Below are 16,568 nucleotides of genomic sequence, written 5' to 3'. Positions count from 1 at the left end.
GGATCGTCCGATCAGCCCCCCTGCTCGAGCGCGCGTTCGCCGACCGCCGCGTCCGGCGCGTCGAATTGCAGCCGCGCCAGCCGCGCATAGAGGCCGCCGGCGGCGACGAGGCTGGCGTGCGTTCCCGCTTCGACGACGCGGCCTTGCTCCAACACCAGAATGCGCGTCGCCTCGAGCACGGTGGCGAGACGATGAGCGATGACGAGCGTCGTGCGTCCGGCCATCACATCGTCCAGAGCGTCTTTCACGAGAGCCTCATTCTCGGCGTCGAGCGCCGAGGTCGCTTCGTCGAGCAGCAGCACCGGCGCATCGGCGAGAATGGCGCGCGCGATGGCGAGACGCTGGCGCTGACCGCCCGAGAGTGTGACGCCGCGCTCGCCGAGCTCCGTGTCATAGCCCTGCGGCAGCGCCTCGATGAAAGAAGCCGCCTGCGCGCGCCGCGCCGCCGCGACGATCTCCTCGCGCGAGGCGCCTTCGCGCCCATAGGCGATGTTCTCGGCGATCGTAGCGCCGAACACGACCGGGTCCTGAGGCGCGAGCGCGATCGCGCGGCGCAGCGCGTCGGGGTCGAGCCGGCGCAGATCGACGCCGTCGAGCGTGATGGCGCCGCTCGTCACATCATAGAAGCGCTCGATGAGCTGGAAGATCGTCGATTTGCCGGCGCCCGACGGGCCGACGATGGCGACGCGCTCGCCCGGCTCGACGACGAAGCTCAGATGCTGGACCGCCGCGCCACCGGCGCCGGACGGATAGGAGAAGCTCACATCGTCGAATGTGATGCGTCCGCGCGTCGGACTCGGCAATGCGACAGGCGCCTCTGGCGCGGCGATCGCGGTGCGAATCGACAAGATCTCGCCGATGCGGCCAGCGGCGCCGGCGGCCGCCGTCACCTCGCTCCCCACCTGCGACAATTCTCCGAGCGAGGTCGCCGCGAGCACGGCGTAGAGCACGAATTGCGACAATAGGCCGGAGCTGATGCGCCCCGCGAGCACGTCATGGGCGCCGAGCCACAGCATGGCGACGACGCTCGAGAAGACGAGGAAGATCGTCACCGCCGTCACCAGCGCGCGCGCGCGCGTCGCGTCGCGCGCCGCGTCATAGGCGTGCTCCGCCGCGGCGGCGAAGCGCCCGGCCGCTGCATCCTGCGCGTTGCAGGCCTGCATGGTGCGCACGGCGGCGAGATTTTCGGCGGCGTAGGCGCTGGCCTCGGCGAGCCTGTCCTGCGCATGGCGCGATCGCTTGCGCACGGCGCGGCCGGAGAGAATGAGCGGCAGCACGATCAGCGGAATAGCGGCGAGCGCGACGGCGGAGAGCTTGGCGCTCGACAGCGCCATCATGATCACCGCGCCGACGAACAAGAACAAATTGCGCAGAGCCACCGAGGCGGAGGCGCCGAAAACCGCCTTCAATTGAGTCGTGTCGGCGGTGAGGCGCGACATCAGCTCACCGGTCTTGTTGGCGTCGTAGAAGCCTGCGTCGAGCCGGGTCAGATGGCGGAACAAGGTCGCGCGAAGATCGGCGACGATCCGCTCGCCGAGCGTCGTGACGAGATAATAGCGGGAGGCCGAGGCGAGGGCGAGAATGGCGACGACGCCCACAATGGCGCCGAAATACGCGTTGACGGCCGCCGGATCGTCGGTCGAGAAGCCATGGTCGATCATGCCGCGCACGGCGAGCGGCAGAGCGAGCGTCGCGAGGGAGGCGGCGGCGAGCGCGACAACGGCGAGACCGATTCGGCCGCGATATCGCAGCGCAAAGGGCGCGATCCGCCGCAAGGGCGCGAGAATGCGACGCCAACGGGAACCGGATTCTGGGGGATTTTCGTCGTTCATCGCCGGCGATATAGCCCGCAAATCGGACTCGTTCCACTTTTTTCGCCGATGCGACGCCGCCTGCGCGCCCCCTGCGACGTCATAGATGGTTGACTTTGTTGAAACTCGTAAAAAGCCTCGGAAAACCCGCGCGATCGGACGCAGAGAGCGACTGGACAGTCGATAAGGTTATGTTAGGCTCTGCATCGTCGATAAGACGCCCCCCGGCCAACGGGGGTATGAGCGCACCCGCCACCCTAGCAAAGATAAGGCGGGACGCTCGGGAAACCGGAAGGAGTGACAGCAATGGCCGAGAAAGAATTCGAACCGACCCTGTCCACCAACGTCTATCTCTTCGCCGGCATCGGCGCGCTTCTGCTCGGCGGCCTCGGCGCTGCGGGCCTCGGCGGCATCGCCAACACCGTCTCCGCCGCTGTCGTCGGCGGTCTCGCGGGCGGCGTGCTGGGCTTCTACTTCAAATAAGCCCAGCTCTCACGCGGCCGCTCTGCTTCGCGTGCGAGTCAAAACGCCCATCTGCCGCTGACCGGCTTCGGTCGCTTCGTGGCTGATCAAATCTAGCGCCGACGGTTGCCGCCGTCGGCGTTTTTGATTCTCTCACTCTCGCCGCCGACCTCTGCAGGAAACCATGAAGCACGGGCGTCGGTAAATGCGCCAGATTGTCGCGCCCCCCGTCCGCCCCTGCCCGCATAGTCGCTCAGTCCTCGAAATCGAGGTTTTTCAGGCGGCCGAACACGCGGTCGGCGTCGAAATGGTCTTCCTCCTGCTCGACCGGCGCCGGCGTGCTCTTGCCGAACACGTCCTCGGTGGTCGTCGGCTCGTGATAGGGCCGCGTGGTGACCTCCGCCGGCTGCAGCGTCTGGCCCTGCTCCTCGAGCGCCGCCGGACGATCCTTGGCGGCGCGAGTGACCTCGAAATCGAGATCGATCTGCGAGCAGAGGCCGAGCGTGACCGGGTCCATCGGCGCGAGCGCGGCGGAATTCCAATGGGTGCGCTCACGCACCGCCTTCAGCGTGCTCTTGGTGGTGCCGACGAGGCGCATGATCTGCGCATCCTTCAGTTCCGGATGATTGCGCACCAGCCACAGAATCGCATTGGGCCGATCCTGACGACGCGACAGCGGCGTGTAGCGCGGCCCGCGCGCGCGCTTGATCTCCGGCACCTTCACCTTTGACACCGACAGCGACAGGCGGTGCGCGGAATCGCGCTCGCCGCGCGCGATCTCCTCGCGCGTCAACTGGCCGGAGGTGATCGGATCGAGCCCGCGAATGCCGGCGGCGACTTCGCCGTCGGCGATGCCTTTGACCTCGAGCGGATGCAGCTTACAGAAGTCGGCGATCTGATCGAAGCTGAGCGACGTGTTCTCGACGAGCCAGACGGCGGTCGCCTTGGGCATGAGCGGAGCGGTGCTCATCTTCTGATTCTCCTTCACGTGCGATGGCCGCGGCGCGCGTGGCCGCGCGGCCCGAGGCATCCGCCTCGTCACTCGATCACCATGCTGGGGGATAGTCTTCATATAGCCTGTGGCGCCGGGAAGCGCAATGCGCGCTCTGCGCTCGAGCTCGAGCAGACAGCATAGAGCGATTCCTCGAAGGACTGCGAAGCCGCTCGCCGTCAGCGAGAAGCGAAGCGACCGACCGACCGGCGAGGATCGCTTCATTGCCCGGTGCGGGTGAACCACTCCTCCTCGCTGATCACTTCCACCCCGAGTTCCTTGGCCTTTGCGAGCTTCGAGCCGGCGCCCGGACCAGCGACGACGAGGTCCGTCTTCTTCGAAACCGAGCCGGAAATCTTGGCGCCGAAGCGCTCGGCCTGGGCTTTCGCCTCCTCGCGCGTCAGCCGCTCGAGCGCGCCGGTGAACACCACCGTCTTGCCGGCAACGGGCGAAGCGTTCTCTATGGTCGGCATAGGCTCGAGGCTCACATGAGCGAGCAGAGCGTCGATCTCGCGCTCATTGTGCGGCTCGGCGAAGAAATCATGCAGCGCCTCGGCGACGACGCCGCCGATTCCTTCGATCGATTCGATGCGCTCGCGCGCCTCGCTGCCGGGCGCCGCCTCGCGCGCAGTGTCGCGTAGGCTGGCGAAATCGGGGAAATGGCGCGCGAGGCGACGAGCGTTGGTCTCGCCGACATGGCGAATGCCGAGCGCATAGAGGAAGCGATTGATCGGAACGGTTCGCCGCGCGTCGATCGCCGCGAACAGATTGCGCACCGAGGTCTCGCCATAGCCCTCCTTGTTCTCGAGCTTCGTCAGGCTGGCGCGGTCGCGCTCGGCGAGCGTGAAAATCTCGGAGGCGGTGCGCACAAGCCCATCGGTGAAAAAATATTCGATCTGCTTGTCGCCGAGCCCTTCGATGTCCATGGCGTTGCGCGAGGCGAAATGCTTCAGGCGCTCGATCGCCTGCGCCGGGCAGACCAGCGAGCCGGTGCAGCGGCGCACGACGTCCTCGACGCCCTTCTCGTCGATCTCGCGCAGCGCCGCCGAGCCGCAGGCCGGACACTCGTGCGGAAACACATAGGGCGTCGCGCCTTCCGGCCGCTTGTCGAGGACCACTTCGACGATCTGTGGAATGACGTCGCCGGCGCGCTGCACCACAACAGTGTCGCCGATGCGAATGTCCTTGCGGGCGATCTCGTCCTCATTGTGCAGAGTGGCGTTGGAGACGACGACGCCGCCGACGGTCACCGGCTCCAGCCGCGCGATCGGCGTCAAGGCGCCGGTGCGGCCGACATTGATCTCAATGTCGCGGACAATGGTCTTCGCCTGCTCGGCCGGGAATTTATGCGCCACCGCCCAGCGCGGCGCGCGCGAGACGAAGCCGAGGCGGATTTGCAGGCCGATGTCGTCGACCTTGTAGACGACACCGTCTATGTCATAGCCGAGCGTCGCGCGCAGCGCTTCGATGTTTCGATAATGAGCGAGCAGCTCCTCGGCGCTTCCGCAGAGCTGCGTCAGCGGATTGGTGGCGAGGCCGAAGGACGCGAAGGCCTGCACCATGCCCAATTGCGTGTCCGCCGGCATCACGCTGACCTCGCCCCAGCCATAAGCGAAGAAGCGCAGCGGCCGGCTCGCGGTGACATTGGGATCGAGCTGGCGCAGCGAGCCGGCGGCGGAATTGCGCGGATTGGCGAACAGCGGCTTGCCCGCCTCCGCCTGCCGCTGGTTGAGTGCGAAAAAATCCTCGCGGCGCATATAGACCTCGCCGCGGATCTCCAGCACCTCGGGGATCACGTCGCCGCGCAGACGCTGCGGGATTTCCTCGAGCGTGCGAATATTTGCGGTGATGTCCTCGCCCTCCTCGCCGTCGCCGCGCGTCGCGGCGGAGACGAGCTCGCCCTTCTCATAGCGCAGCGAGCAGGAGAGGCCGTCGATCTTCGGCTCGGCGGTGAACAGCAGCGGCGCCGCGTCGGAGAAATTGAGGAAGCGCCGCACGCGCGCGACGAATTCGTGGACCTCCTCGTCGGCGAAGACGTTGCCGAGCGAGAGCATGCGCACGACATGCCTGATCTTGGCGAATTTCTCCGCCGGCGCGGCGCCGACCGTCTTCGTCAGCGAGGCGTCTCCGCCGAGCTCGGGAAAGGCTTTTTCGAGCGCCTCATAGCGCTGGCGCAGCGCGTCATATTCGGCGTCCGAGATCGCCGGATCATCCTCCTGATAATAGCGCCGGTCATATTCGGCGATCTCCTCGGCGAGCCTCGAATGCTCGAGCTTGGCGCGGCGTGGAGACAGCTCTGCCACGGGAGGGCGTTCTCTTTCGCCTCGCTTGCGGGGAGAGGGACGGACGTTGTCGGCGCTCATGACAATTCCCTTGATGGTCCCTGTCTCGTTTACGATTATTCGCCGGCCGGCGCCAAGAGAGTCCGACCTCGGGTCGCGCTCGCGCCGACCGCCGCGGGATGACTGGCGGCGGCGGCGGCGATATAGTGGGTTCCATTCCCTGGAGGAGGAGCGCTCGTGAGTGAATTGCATCGCATCACCGTCGATCCGCTCCAATGCGGCGGGCGTCCCTGCGTCCGTTCTCTCCGCATTCGCGTGAAGGACGTGCTGGACCTTCTCGCCGCCGGCGCTTCGCGCGAGGAAATCCTGGAGGATTACCCCATGCTCGAGGCGGCGGACGTCGCCGCCGTCCTGGAATTCGCGGCCAGGCAGAGCGACCATCCGATCCTGCGCGTCGCGTGATGCGCTTTCTCGTCGACGCCCAGCTGCCGCCGGCGCTGGCGCGCTGGCTCGTCGCTATGGGCTATGAGGCGGAGCATGTCTCCGACGTCGGCCTCGGCGGTGCGCGCGACGACGCGATCTGGAGCTCGCGCTTGCCTGCGGAGCGGTCGTGGTCACAAAGGACGAAGATTTTGCGCAGCGGAAGGCTCTCGAAAAAGACGGGCCGGCGATCGTCTGGATCAGGGTCCGCAACTCGCGAAAGCGCGAGCTTTTGCGCTGGTTCGAGACCATGCTCCCGGAAATCCATGCGGCATTGAACCGCGGCGAGACCTTGATCGAAGTCGTGTGAATGACGTGAAATGCCCTACGCCGCCTCCGGCGCCGCGCCGACCAGCCGCCGCGCCTCCATGGGCGTGATCGGGCGACCGAAGGCGTAGCCCTGCGCATAGGCGCAGCCGAGCTGATAGAGCTCGATCGCATCCGATTCCGTTTCCGCGCCCTCGGCGATCACATCCATGCCGAGGTCATTGGCGAGCGCGATCAGCGAGCGCAGGATCACCGCGCGCGAGGCCCTGCCCGTCTGCCGCACGAAATTGCGGTCGATCTTGATCGCGTCGAAGGGAAAACGCTGCAGATAGGCGAGCGAGGAATAGCCCGAGCCGAAATCCTCGAGCGACAGCCCGGCGCCGAGCTCCTTGATCCGCGCCAGCATCTCGACCGTATATTCCGGGTTTTCCATCACCAGACTCTCGGTCAGCCCGAGCTTCAAGCTGCCGCGCGCGATGTCGTTGCGCATCAGCACGCTCTTGACATCGCGTAATAGATCGTGGCGCAGCAATTGCCGCGAGGCCACCTCGACCGTGGCGAAGATCGGCGGATCGACGGCGAGCGCGCGCTGCCAGGCGGCGAGCTCGCGCGCCGTGCGCTCCAGCGCCAGCAGACCGAAATCGACGACGAGGCCGGTCTGCTCGGCAACCTGTCCGAACTCGCGCGGATCGAGCTGGCCGAGACGCGGATGGTCCCAGCGCAGCACGGCCTCGAAGCCGGCTATGGTGCGGTCCTCGAGCCGCACCACCGGCTGAAAGAACACTTTGACCTCGCCGCGCTCCAGCGCGCGGCGCAGCTCGGCCTCCAGCGTCAGCCGGTCGGAGCGCTGCGAGCGCATCGCCGGACGGAACACCTCGATGCGATTGCCGCCGTTGCGCTTGGCGTGGCGCAGCGCGATCTCAGCGTCCTCCAGCATATCGTTGTGATCGGGATGCAGCTCCTTATCGAACAGAGCGACGCCGATCGACACCGAGAGCGCAATCTCCCGATCGGTGAAGCGCACCGGCGTCGCCAGCGCCCGGCGCACCGCGTCGGCCAGGGCGATCACATGATCGACATGGGTCTCGGAGACGAGAATGATGGCGAAGCGGTCGCCGCCGAGCCGCGCCAGAGTGTCCTGCTTCTGCAGGAGGCGCGTCAGCCGATGGGCGACGGTCAGCAGCACGGAATCGCCGGTCGCCATCCCGACCTGCTCATTGGTCTGGCGGAAACGGTCGACATCGATGCTGAGCACTGTCGGCCGCACGCCGGAGTCGAGCCCGGCGAACACCAGAGCGGCGGCGAGACGGTCGCAGAACAATTCGCGATTGGGCAGGCCGGTCAGATTGTCGTGCACGGCGTCGTGCAGCAGCCGCTCCTGCGCATTGCGCATGTCGGTGACGTCGGTCAGCGCGCCGACGACGCGAATGACCTCGCCGTCCTGGCCGATCACCGGCCGCGCGCGCAGCCGATAGCACATGTAATGGCCGTCGGCGCCGCGCAGCCGGAACTCCTGATTGATGCGGCCGCGCCTCTGCTCGAGAATGGCGTCGAGGCAGGCGCGATAGCGATCATGCTCGAAGGGATGCAGCAGCGCGAGCCAGGAGGAGGCCGCGCCCTCGAGCCCGCCGCGGTCGAGGCCGAGCTGCTCCTCCACCTCGGGGCTCACATAAATGTAATCGGCCGGCACGTCCCAGTCGAAGACGATCTCATTGGCGCCGGTCAGGGCCAAGGCCTTGCGCTCCACCTCGGAGATCGCGCCATGGCCGAGGCCGCCGCTGGCGAAGGCATTCTGCATAACGGTGAAGCCGATCAGCATCACAATCAGCACCAGGCCGCCGACCAGCGCCGGCGAGACGAGGTCGTTGGTCAGCCATCCGCCCACGGTGAAGCCCGCCGCGCACACCCACAGCAGCAGCAGGAACCAGGTCGGAATGAGCATGATGGCGCGATCGAAGCCATGGGTGGCGAGATAGAGAACCAGCACGAAGCCGACAACCGCGACCGTGGCCAATGAGATGCGCGCGACGCCCGCCGCCACCGGCGCGTCGAAGACCGCGAGGCCGACGAGATCGGCGAGGATCAGCAGCCAGAGCGCAGCCACATGCCAGGCGCGCACATGCCAACGGTTGAGGTTGAGATAGGCGAACAGGAACACCACGAGCGTGGCCGAGAGCACGGTCTCGGCGCCGGCGCGCCAGATGCGGTCGGCGTTGGGATCGGCGCCGAAAATTTTGGCCCAAAAGCCGAAATCGATGCACACATAGGCGAGCACGGTCCAGGCGAGCGCCGCAGCGGCCGGAAAGATCACCGCCCCCTTGACCACGAAGACGATGGTGAGAAACAGCGCGAGAAGCCCGGCGATGCCGATGACGATGCCCTTATAGAGAGTGAGGCTCGTCACCTTGTCCTTATAGGCGTCGGGCTCCCACAAATAGAGCTGGGGCAGATTGGGCGTGCGCAGCTCGGCGACATAAGTGATGGTCGCGCCGGGATCGATGGTGAGGCGGAAGACGTCGGCGTCGGCGCTGTCCTCACGCTCGGGCGCGAAGCCCTGGCTGGCGGTGACCGCCGAGAGGCGGATGGCCCCGAGATCGGGCCAGACGACGCCCGAGCCCTGCAGGCGGAAATGCGGCGCGACAATCAGCCGCTCCAATTGCTCGTCCGTATCATTGGTGAGCGCGAAGACGATCCAGCTCGGCCGCGTGCCCGGCTCCTTGGCGCCCACCTCGATGCGGCGGATGATGCCGTCGGAGCCCGGCGCGGTCGAGACCTGCAGCCGGTCGCCCTGCGACGAGTAGGTCTCGACCGCATGGGTGAGGTCGATGGCCGCCGCGTCCTGCGGCACGCGCACGGAATCGATAGCCAGTGCGCGAGACGCCCAGAAGACGACAAAAAGCAGAGCGATCAGATATCTGGTCGAGGGCACGAATCACGTCTCTGGCGCGATGGCCGAAAGGCCCGGTGCGAAGCGGGAGGCGCCGTCCGGGCTTTCGGATTTCTTCTTGTCGGAACTTTGACTGGTATCGGCTGCGCAGCCGCTTCGCAAGGCGAACGAACCGGTATGGTCCTTGCGTCGGGGCGCCGGCCGCGCAGCCGCGCTTGCGGAGGCGGGAGGAGGCCAATATAGCTCGTTGGACGGGCGTGGAGATATTGGAACAGGTCTAAATCGAAGCGGGGCGAACCTGTCGGCTCGCCGCGGCGAAGGCATGTCGTCGGAACAGGAACACTAGATGCGTAGCGCTCTCGGCGGACCCCGCTTGCTGCTCCGCCGGCTTCGCGAGGTGATGGCGGAGCCGGTAAGCGCCCAGGCGCGGCTCGACAAGATCGTCGTGCTGATCGCGTCTAACATGGTCGCCGAGGTCTGTTCTGTGTATGTCCAGCACGCCGACCAGACGCTCGAGCTCTACGCCACCGAAGGCCTGAACCGCGAGGCGGTGCATCTCACCACCATGCGCACGAGCGAGGGCCTCGTCGGCCTCATCGCGCGCAACGCCGAGCCGCTCGCCCTCTCCGAGGCGCAGGAGCACCCCTCCTTCGCCTATCGGCCGGAGACGGGCGAGGAGGTCTATCACTCATTCCTCGGCGTGCCGATTCTGCGCGGCGGCAACACGCTCGGCGTGCTGGTCGTGCAGAACAAGGTGCGGCGCGTCTATTCGGACGAGGAGATAGAGGCGCTGCAGACGACGGCGATGCTCGTCGCCGAGATGATCGCCTCGGGCGAGCTGCGCTCGATCGCCAAGGCGCCCGAGAATTTCGCGCTCGACCGTCCGCTGGTGCTGAAGGGCGCGCCCATGTGCGAGGGCGTCGGCCTCGGCTATGTGGTGCTGCACGAGCCGCGCGTCGTCATCAAGCAGCTGATCGCCGAGGATGTCGCCGCCGAGGCGCGCCGTCTCGACGCGGCGATCGAGGCGATGCGCATCTCGATCGACGAGCTCGTCGCCCATGGCGACCGCATGGGCGCCGGCGAGCACCGCGAGGTGCTGGAGGCCGTGCGCATCTTCGCCAATGACCGCGGCTGGGTGCGCCGGCTGCACGAGGCCGTGCTCAGCGGCCTCACCGCCGAGGCGGCGGTGGAGCGCGTGCAGAACGACGCGCGCGCCAAGCTGCAGCGCCAGACCGACCCCTATCTGCGCGACCGGCTGCATGATCTCGACGATCTCGCCAATCGCCTGCTGCATCAGCTCACCGGCCAGAGCTATGTCTCCGACCGCGAGCTCATTCCCGAGAACGCCATCGTCGTCGCCCGCACCATGGGTCCGGCCGCTCTGCTCGACTATGACAGCAAGCGGCTGCGCGGCCTCGTGCTGGAGGAAGGCGGGCCGGCGAGCCATGTCGGCATCGTCGCCCGCGCGCTCGGCATCGCCACTGTCGGCCTCGCGCCCAATGTCTCCGATCTCGTCGAGGCGGGCGACGCCATCATCGTCGACGGCGTCACCGGCGACGTGCATATCCGCCCGCCGCCGGACGTGCAGACCGCCTATGGCGAGAAGGCGCGGCTGCGCGCCCGCCGCATGGAGCAATATGCGAAGCTCCGCGACGTTCCCGCCGTCACCAAGGACGGCGCCGGGATCGCGCTGCATATGAACGCCGGATTGATCGTCGACGTGCCGCATCTGCACGAGACCGGCGCCAGCTCGATCGGACTGTTCCGCACCGAGCTGCAATTCATGGTGGCGCCGCGCTTTCCGCGCATGAACGAGCAATATCTGCTCTACAAGGCGGTGCTCGATTCAGCGCCCGAGCGCCCGGTGACCTTCCGCACGCTCGACATCGGCAGCGACAAGATCCTGCCCTATATGGCGACGATCGAGGAGGAGAATCCCGCTCTCGGCTGGCGCGCCATCCGCATCGGGCTCGATCGCCCGGGCCTGTTGCGCATGCAGCTGCGCGCCATGCTGAAAGCGGCGGCGGGGCGCGATCTGCGCATCATGTTCCCGATGATCGCCAATGTCGCGGAATTCGACGCGGCCAAGGGAATCGCGCTGCGCGAGCTCGCCCATCTCGAGCGCCACGGCCATGCGACGCCGTCCGATCTGCGGCTCGGCGCCATGGTCGAGGTGCCCTCGCTGCTGTGGGAGCTCGACACCCTCGCCGCGCACGCCGATTTTCTCTCGGTCGGCTCCAACGACCTCGTGCAGTATATGTATGCCGCCGACCGCGACAACACGCGCGTCGCCAAGCGCTATGACCCGCTGTCGACGCCGGTGCTGCGCGCGCTGGAGCGCATCGCCGACGCCGGCCGTCGCGCCGGCAAGACGGTGACGCTGTGCGGCGAGATGGGCGGCCGCCCGCTCGAGGCGCTGGCGCTGCTCGCCATCGGCTATCGCTCGCTGTCGATGTCGCCCTCGTCGATCGGCCCGGTGAAGGCGATGATCCTCGCCACCAATCTCGATGAAGCCCAGGTGTTCGTCGCCGCGCTGCTCGCCGAGGAGGACGGCGCGCCGAGCCTGCGCGAGAAAATGCGCGAGTTCGCGCTGTCGCGGGAGATTCCGGTTTAGCGCCACGGAGTGGAAACGCTGCGCCCTTCTCCCGCTGCTCATGGTGAAGAGAGGCCCGCGAAGCGGGTCGGATAATAGCGCTGCAACGCCCAATGGACCCATTTATCCGAGCCGCATAGCGCAGCGCCGCTGCCGGTCATCGCACGAGCGCGGCCTCGGCCTACTGCGATCACGACGAAGCTGCTCGGACCTCACCGCGCATTCATGCGAGAGCGCGGCCTGCCGAGTTGTCGTCATGGATTGACGGTGTGCCATGTCGCCCCGCTCGAGGGCGTATGAAGCGCGTCTCCCTGAAAACTCGTCAGCAGCTGATGCGCCCCGACGCCGAGCGAATGGGTCAGCATTGTCGCCCGGGCGCGGATCAGCGCAGTGAAGCCGGGGACCGGCGCTGGGGACCGCCGGTTCGCGATCGTCCCATCGCCGAGCTGGCCGGCATTGTTTCTCCCCCAGCATCTGACGATCCCGGAACCGATCGAGATGCAGGTATGAAACTTTCCCAAAGCGATTGCGTCGACGTCCCGCGTATGTCCTGCGACAGCCACAGGCGTCGAGCGATCAGTGACAGAGAGGTCGCCGAGTTCGCCGAAATGGTTACGGCCCCAGCACAGAACGCCGCCGCCGCCCTTCAGCGCGCAGTTGAACTGGGATGTGGCTCCGGTCGAGATCGCGACCACGCCGCTCGAAAGACCCGAGACGGGGACAGGAATGTTTCGGGAAGTGGTCGTGCCGTCGCCGAGCTCGCCGTAGGTATTCAAACCCCAGCATTTGACGGCGCGGGCGGCGGTCAGCGCGCAAGTGTGATTGTTGCCCGCCGAAATCGCGACGATGTCGCGCGAAAGGCCCGAGACGGCGACGGGAACGAGACGATACAAGTGGTATCCGCTCGTCCCGTCGCCGACCGCGCCCGCTTCATTGGACCCCCAGCATTTGACGGCGCCGACGCTGGTCAGCGCGCAGCTGTGCTCGGCGCCCGCTGCGATCGCGACGACCCCGCTCGAAAGACCCTGCACCGCGACCGGAACGTAGCGGTCGAGTTTCGTCCCGTCGCCGAGCTGGCCTTTCGCGTTCGAGCCCCAGCATTTGACCGCGCCGGCGATTGTCAGCGCGCAGGTGTGCAGGCCGCCCGCCGCGATCGCGACGACGCCGCTCGAAAGACCCTGCACGGCGACCGGGGTAAGACGCTGCACACCGGTCCCGTCGCCGAGCATGCCGAAGTAATTCGGTCCCCAGCACGCGACGGCGCCGGCAGCGGTCAGCGCGCAAGTGTGATGGGCGCCCGCCACGATCGCGAGGACGCCGCTCGAAAGACCCGACACGGCGACGGGACTGTATCGATCCGTAATCGTTCCGTCGCCGAGCTGACCGTAGGAATTGTCGCCCCAGCATTGGACGTCGCTCGCTGCACCCAACACGCATGTGTGATAAGAGCCGCCGGCCAGAGTCGCCTGTCCCGCGCCATAGGGCGACAGGATTCCCGCGCCCAGCGCGACCGCGCCCTCGGCAAAGCTCACCGTCCCCGTCGGCGCTCCGCCGCCGAGGCCGTCGACTTCCGCTACGAGCTTCACGGTCTGGCCCGCTTTCGAAGAATAGGGATGCGTGACGAGCCGCGTGCGCGACGCATTCTGCGCCAATGCGGGAGCCGCGAGCGCGAGAGCCGATGCGAGGCAGAGAAATTTGAAAAAGTTCATGGTCGGAACCTCTATGCGATGGCGCGCCCGACGACAAAAAAATCGATGCGCCTGGGCCATTCGAAAAGCTTGATGGAGCGGAAGCCGCCCTCACGGCGCAATGACCTGCGATGTCGACCCGCTCGACGGCATATGCGACGCATTGCCTGGATAGCTCGCCCGGAGCGCATGCGTCCCACGCCTCGCGAGGCCGCCCTTCGATCTGGGCCGTTCCCTCACGGAACGATCGTCTGCGCGCGCGAGCCGCTCGACTGCGAATGCGCCGCGTCGCCCGAATAGGTGGCCCGCAGCGTGTGCGTTCCGACGCCGAGCGAGTTGACCAGCAGAGACGCCCGCGCGCGGACGAGGGCCGTCACACTGGGAAGCTTCGGCATGTTGCAGCATGTCAGCCTGCAGGTGACGGCGCCGGAGGCCATAGAGACGCAAGCGGAGCCTCCCGCCGACGCGACTACCCCTCGCGTGTAAATGGGTTCGGCGATGGGCACGCCGCCTTGACCGAGCTTCAAGCACAGCAGCGCGCCATCGCCTTTCAACGCACAAGCCCGTGAATTCCCGGCGTCGATCGCGACCAAGCCGGTGAACGTCCCGAAATCTTTCGGCGTCGACCCGACGATTCCCCCCGAGCTGCCGTCGCTGATTTTACCCCAGCATTTGACGCCATGCGCGCGGGTCAACGCGCAGCTGTGCAGTGCCGCCGAAGAGATCGCGCTGACGCCGCTCGACAATCCCGACACCGAGACGGGGCTGTGACGATCTTGCAGGGTCCCGTCGCCGAGCTGACCATACAAGTTCCACCCCCAGCATTTGACGGCGCCCGCGATGGTCAGCGCGCAACTGTAGTAGTCGCCCGTCGCGATTGCGACGACGCCGCTCGAAAGACCCGAGACGGGAACAGGAACACTTCGCGACGTGGTCGTGCCGTCGCCGAGTTGGCCATGCCAGTTCAAGCCCCAGCATCTTACCGCGCCGGTGGCGGTCAGCGCGCAAGTGTGCCCGTACCCCGCCGCGATGGCGACGACGCCGGTCGACAATCCCGGCACGGAGACAGGGGTGGAGCTGTCCTCGCAAATGTTGTCTTCGATAACAGTCATGCAACCCCAGCATTTGACGCCGCCGGCGGTGGTCAACGCGCAGCTGTGCGCATAGCCGACCGTCACCGCGACGGCGCGGCTCGAGAGCGACACGGCGACCGGCGTGAGGCGGCGCGTCGTCGTTCCGTCGCCGAGCTGTCCATGCTTGTTGACGCCCTAGCACGAGATCCCGCCGGCGGCGTCCAAGACGCAATTGTGCCACTGGCCCACCGAGAGCGTCGCCTGCCCCGCTCCATAAGGCGACAGCGTCCCCAATCCGAGCGTGACATCGCCATCGGTGAACGTCACCTTGCCGGTCGCCGCGCCGCCGCCGAAGCCATCGACCTCGCCGACGAGCTTCACTGTCTGGCCGAGCTTCGCCGGATTGGGCGAAGTGAGCAGCCGCGTGCGCGACGCGCTCTTGCCGAACGCGGGCGCCGCGAGGACGAGACACAGCGCGACGCAGAACATTTTGAAAGCGCTCATGATCGAAATCCCTCCCTGAATTGAGCGCAGGCTAGACATTTCGCGTGACACGAGCAAGTGCGGCGGAGCCGCCTCGCAAGACCGCCGTTCGATCAAAGACGCCTCTTCACGGAGCGATGGTCTGCGCGCGCGAGCCGCTCGACTGCGAATGCGCCGCATCGCCCGAATAGGTCGCCCGCAGCGTATGCGTTCCGGCGCCGAGCGACTTTGTCAACAAAGGCGCCCGCGTGCGAACGAGGGCCGTGAAATCGGGGATAGGCTTGGGAGCGCGGCGGTTCCTGGTCGTCCCATCGCCGAGTCGCCCGCTCGCATTGAAGCCCCAGCATCTGACGACCCCGGTGACCATCGAGACGCAGGTGTATCCGAATGCCGGCGCGATCGCGGCGACGCCCCGTGTATGGCCGGGCACGGCGACAGGCGTGTCGCGAGTCGTGGTCGTTCTGTCGCCGACTTGGCCGCTGTCGTTGGACCCCCAGCAGAAAAGCGCGCCGTCGCCTTTCAAGGCGCAGGTATGGTACTGTCCGCCGGCGATCGCCACCACGCCGGTCGACAGCGTAGAGACCTCGACCGGCGTCGAGCGGTTCGTCCTCGTGCCGTCGCCGAGCTCGCCCCAGTTGTTGGTGCCCCAGCATTTGACGCCGTGGAGGCTGGTGAGGGCGCAAGCGTGAGAAAATCCCGACGCGATCGCCGCGACGCCGCTCGACAGCCCGGGCACGGCCACGGGAACGGTGCTGTGATTGGTGTAGATGCCCCCCCAGCATTTGACGGAGCCGACGCTGGTCAGCGCGCAACTGTGATGTTGGCCGGCCGAGATCGCGACGACGCCGCTCGAGAGGCCCGACACAGTGACGGGGGTGTGGCGATTTTCTGTGGTCCCGTCGCCGAGCTGGCCGTAATAGTTGCTGCCCCAACATTCGACGCCTCCGACGGCGGTCAGCGCGCAGCTGTGCTGAGATCCCGCCGCGATGGCGACCACGCCGGTCGACAATCCCGAAACGGCGACGGGCTGGTGACGCTCCAAGGTCGTCCCATCGCCGAGCTGGCCGGCATAGTTGACGCCCCAGCATTTGACGCCGCCGACGGTGGTCAGCGCGCAAGAATACGAACCGCCGGCCGATATGGCGACGACGCCGCTCGAAAGACCCGTCACCGCGACCGGGCTCAGGCGCCTCGTCGTCGTCCCGTCTCCGACCTCGCCGGCGGAGTTGCGGCCCCAGCACGCGGCTCCGCCGGCGGATGTCAAGGCGCAGACGTGCCACATGTTCGCCGTCAGCGTCGCCTGTCCCGCGCCGTAAGGCGAGAGCGTCCCGGCGCCGAGCGCGACGTCGCCGTCGGTGAAATTCACCGTCCCCGTCGGCGCGCCGCCGCCGAAACCATCCACCTCGCCGACGAGCTTCACCGTCTGGCCGAGCTTCGCCGGATTGGGCGAAGTGAGCAGCCGCGTGCGCGACGCGCTCTTGGCGAATGCCGGCGCCGCGAGGGCGAGAGACAGGGCCACGCAGAGAATTTTGAAAGCAGTCATGATCGAAA

Annotated in this window: 11 protein-coding genes and 2 pseudogenes; 4 read left to right on the top strand and 9 right to left on the bottom strand. The window is 66.9% G+C overall.

The window, feature by feature from the left end; genetic code table 11:
• Positions 1-11 precede the first annotated feature (11 nt).
• Complete coding sequence (locus tag CQW49_RS01065; RefSeq protein WP_003610888.1) at positions 12-1,832, bottom strand: ABC transporter transmembrane domain-containing protein; 1,821 nt, start codon at positions 1,830-1,832, stop codon at positions 12-14.
• 285 nt (positions 1,833-2,117) lie between these two features.
• Between CQW49_RS01065 and CQW49_RS24985 the strand changes: the two genes are divergently transcribed.
• Positions 2,118-2,294, top strand: a complete 177-nt coding sequence (locus tag CQW49_RS24985; RefSeq protein WP_003610889.1) for a hypothetical protein — start codon at positions 2,118-2,120, stop codon at positions 2,292-2,294.
• A 232-nt stretch (positions 2,295-2,526) separates the two neighbouring features.
• On the opposite strand, the gene CQW49_RS01060 is transcribed toward CQW49_RS24985, so the two are convergent.
• The gene (locus tag CQW49_RS01060; RefSeq protein WP_003610890.1) at positions 2,527-3,243 is read right to left on the bottom strand and encodes a DUF1013 domain-containing protein; all 717 of its coding nucleotides are present in this window, start codon (positions 3,241-3,243) and stop codon (positions 2,527-2,529) included.
• Between the two features lie 242 nt (positions 3,244-3,485).
• A complete protein-coding gene (gene ligA / locus CQW49_RS01055) occupies positions 3,486-5,627 on the bottom strand; it encodes an NAD-dependent DNA ligase LigA (RefSeq protein ID WP_003610891.1) in 2,142 nt (713 codons plus the stop codon).
• A 156-nt stretch (positions 5,628-5,783) separates the two neighbouring features.
• Here ligA and CQW49_RS01050 point away from each other — a divergent pair, with 156 nt between their 5' ends.
• Complete coding sequence (locus CQW49_RS01050; RefSeq protein ID WP_003610892.1) at positions 5,784-6,008, top strand: DUF433 domain-containing protein; 225 nt, start codon at positions 5,784-5,786, stop codon at positions 6,006-6,008.
• Positions 6,008-6,336, top strand: a pseudogene (locus tag CQW49_RS26260) (DUF5615 family PIN-like protein). The gene CQW49_RS01050 and the pseudogene CQW49_RS26260 overlap by 1 nt, the downstream one beginning before the upstream one ends.
• 15 nt (positions 6,337-6,351) lie before the next feature.
• Here the strand turns inward: CQW49_RS26260 and CQW49_RS01040 are convergent.
• Positions 6,352-9,222, bottom strand: a complete 2,871-nt coding sequence (locus CQW49_RS01040; protein WP_003610894.1) for an EAL domain-containing protein — start codon at positions 9,220-9,222, stop codon at positions 6,352-6,354.
• 304 nt (positions 9,223-9,526) lie between these two features.
• Between CQW49_RS01040 and ptsP the strand changes: the two genes are divergently transcribed.
• The gene (gene ptsP, locus CQW49_RS01035; RefSeq protein ID WP_003610896.1) at positions 9,527-11,794 is read left to right on the top strand and encodes a phosphoenolpyruvate--protein phosphotransferase; all 2,268 of its coding nucleotides are present in this window, start codon (positions 9,527-9,529) and stop codon (positions 11,792-11,794) included.
• A 233-nt stretch (positions 11,795-12,027) separates the two neighbouring features.
• On the opposite strand, the gene CQW49_RS01030 is transcribed toward ptsP, so the two are convergent.
• From CQW49_RS01030 to CQW49_RS01020, 5 genes and pseudogenes are all read right to left on the bottom strand, one after another.
• On the bottom strand, positions 12,028-13,482 hold the full coding sequence (locus tag CQW49_RS01030; protein WP_003610899.1) for an RCC1 domain-containing protein: 1,455 nt from the start codon (positions 13,480-13,482) through the stop codon (positions 12,028-12,030).
• Between the two features lie 215 nt (positions 13,483-13,697).
• On the bottom strand, positions 13,698-14,573 hold the full coding sequence (locus CQW49_RS01025; protein ID WP_244593407.1) for an RCC1 domain-containing protein: 876 nt from the start codon (positions 14,571-14,573) through the stop codon (positions 13,698-13,700).
• A gap of 30 nt (positions 14,574-14,603) precedes the next feature.
• Positions 14,604-14,672, bottom strand: a pseudogene (locus CQW49_RS26255) (hypothetical protein); the annotation flags it as partial.
• A gap of 57 nt (positions 14,673-14,729) precedes the next feature.
• The gene (locus CQW49_RS25335; protein ID WP_003610901.1) at positions 14,730-15,038 is read right to left on the bottom strand and encodes an Ig-like domain-containing protein; all 309 of its coding nucleotides are present in this window, start codon (positions 15,036-15,038) and stop codon (positions 14,730-14,732) included.
• 106 nt (positions 15,039-15,144) lie between these two features.
• Positions 15,145-16,560 carry an Ig-like domain repeat protein gene (locus CQW49_RS01020; protein WP_003610902.1) on the bottom strand — a complete coding sequence of 472 codons (1,416 nt, stop codon included), beginning with the start codon at positions 16,558-16,560 and terminating at the stop codon, positions 15,145-15,147.
• Positions 16,561-16,568: the final 8 nt, after the last annotated feature.

Source organism: Methylosinus trichosporium OB3b, from assembly GCF_002752655.1.
Taxonomy (GTDB): Bacteria; Pseudomonadota; Alphaproteobacteria; order Rhizobiales; family Beijerinckiaceae; genus Methylosinus; species Methylosinus trichosporium.
The sequence above is the reverse complement of the archived record's forward strand: the minus strand, read 5'-3'. Positions and strand labels throughout refer to the sequence as shown.

Coding starts and splice junctions, on each gene's coding strand:
- CQW49_RS01065 (WP_003610888.1), bottom strand. CDS start 1,832: ATGAACGACGAAAATCCCCCAGAATCCGGTTCCCGTTGGCGTCGCATT.
- CQW49_RS24985 (WP_003610889.1), top strand. CDS start 2,118: ATGGCCGAGAAAGAATTCGAACCGACCCTGTCCACCAACGTCTATCTC.
- CQW49_RS01060 (WP_003610890.1), bottom strand. CDS start 3,243: ATGAGCACCGCTCCGCTCATGCCCAAGGCGACCGCCGTCTGGCTCGTC.
- ligA (WP_003610891.1), bottom strand. CDS start 5,627: ATGAGCGCCGACAACGTCCGTCCCTCTCCCCGCAAGCGAGGCGAAAGA.
- ptsP (WP_003610896.1), top strand. CDS start 9,527: ATGCGTAGCGCTCTCGGCGGACCCCGCTTGCTGCTCCGCCGGCTTCGC.
- CQW49_RS01030 (WP_003610899.1), bottom strand. CDS start 13,482: ATGAACTTTTTCAAATTTCTCTGCCTCGCATCGGCTCTCGCGCTCGCG.
- CQW49_RS01025 (WP_244593407.1), bottom strand. CDS start 14,573: ATGACTGTTATCGAAGACAACATTTGCGAGGACAGCTCCACCCCTGTC.
- CQW49_RS25335 (WP_003610901.1), bottom strand. CDS start 15,038: ATGAGCGCTTTCAAAATGTTCTGCGTCGCGCTGTGTCTCGTCCTCGCG.
- CQW49_RS01020 (WP_003610902.1), bottom strand. CDS start 16,560: ATGACTGCTTTCAAAATTCTCTGCGTGGCCCTGTCTCTCGCCCTCGCG.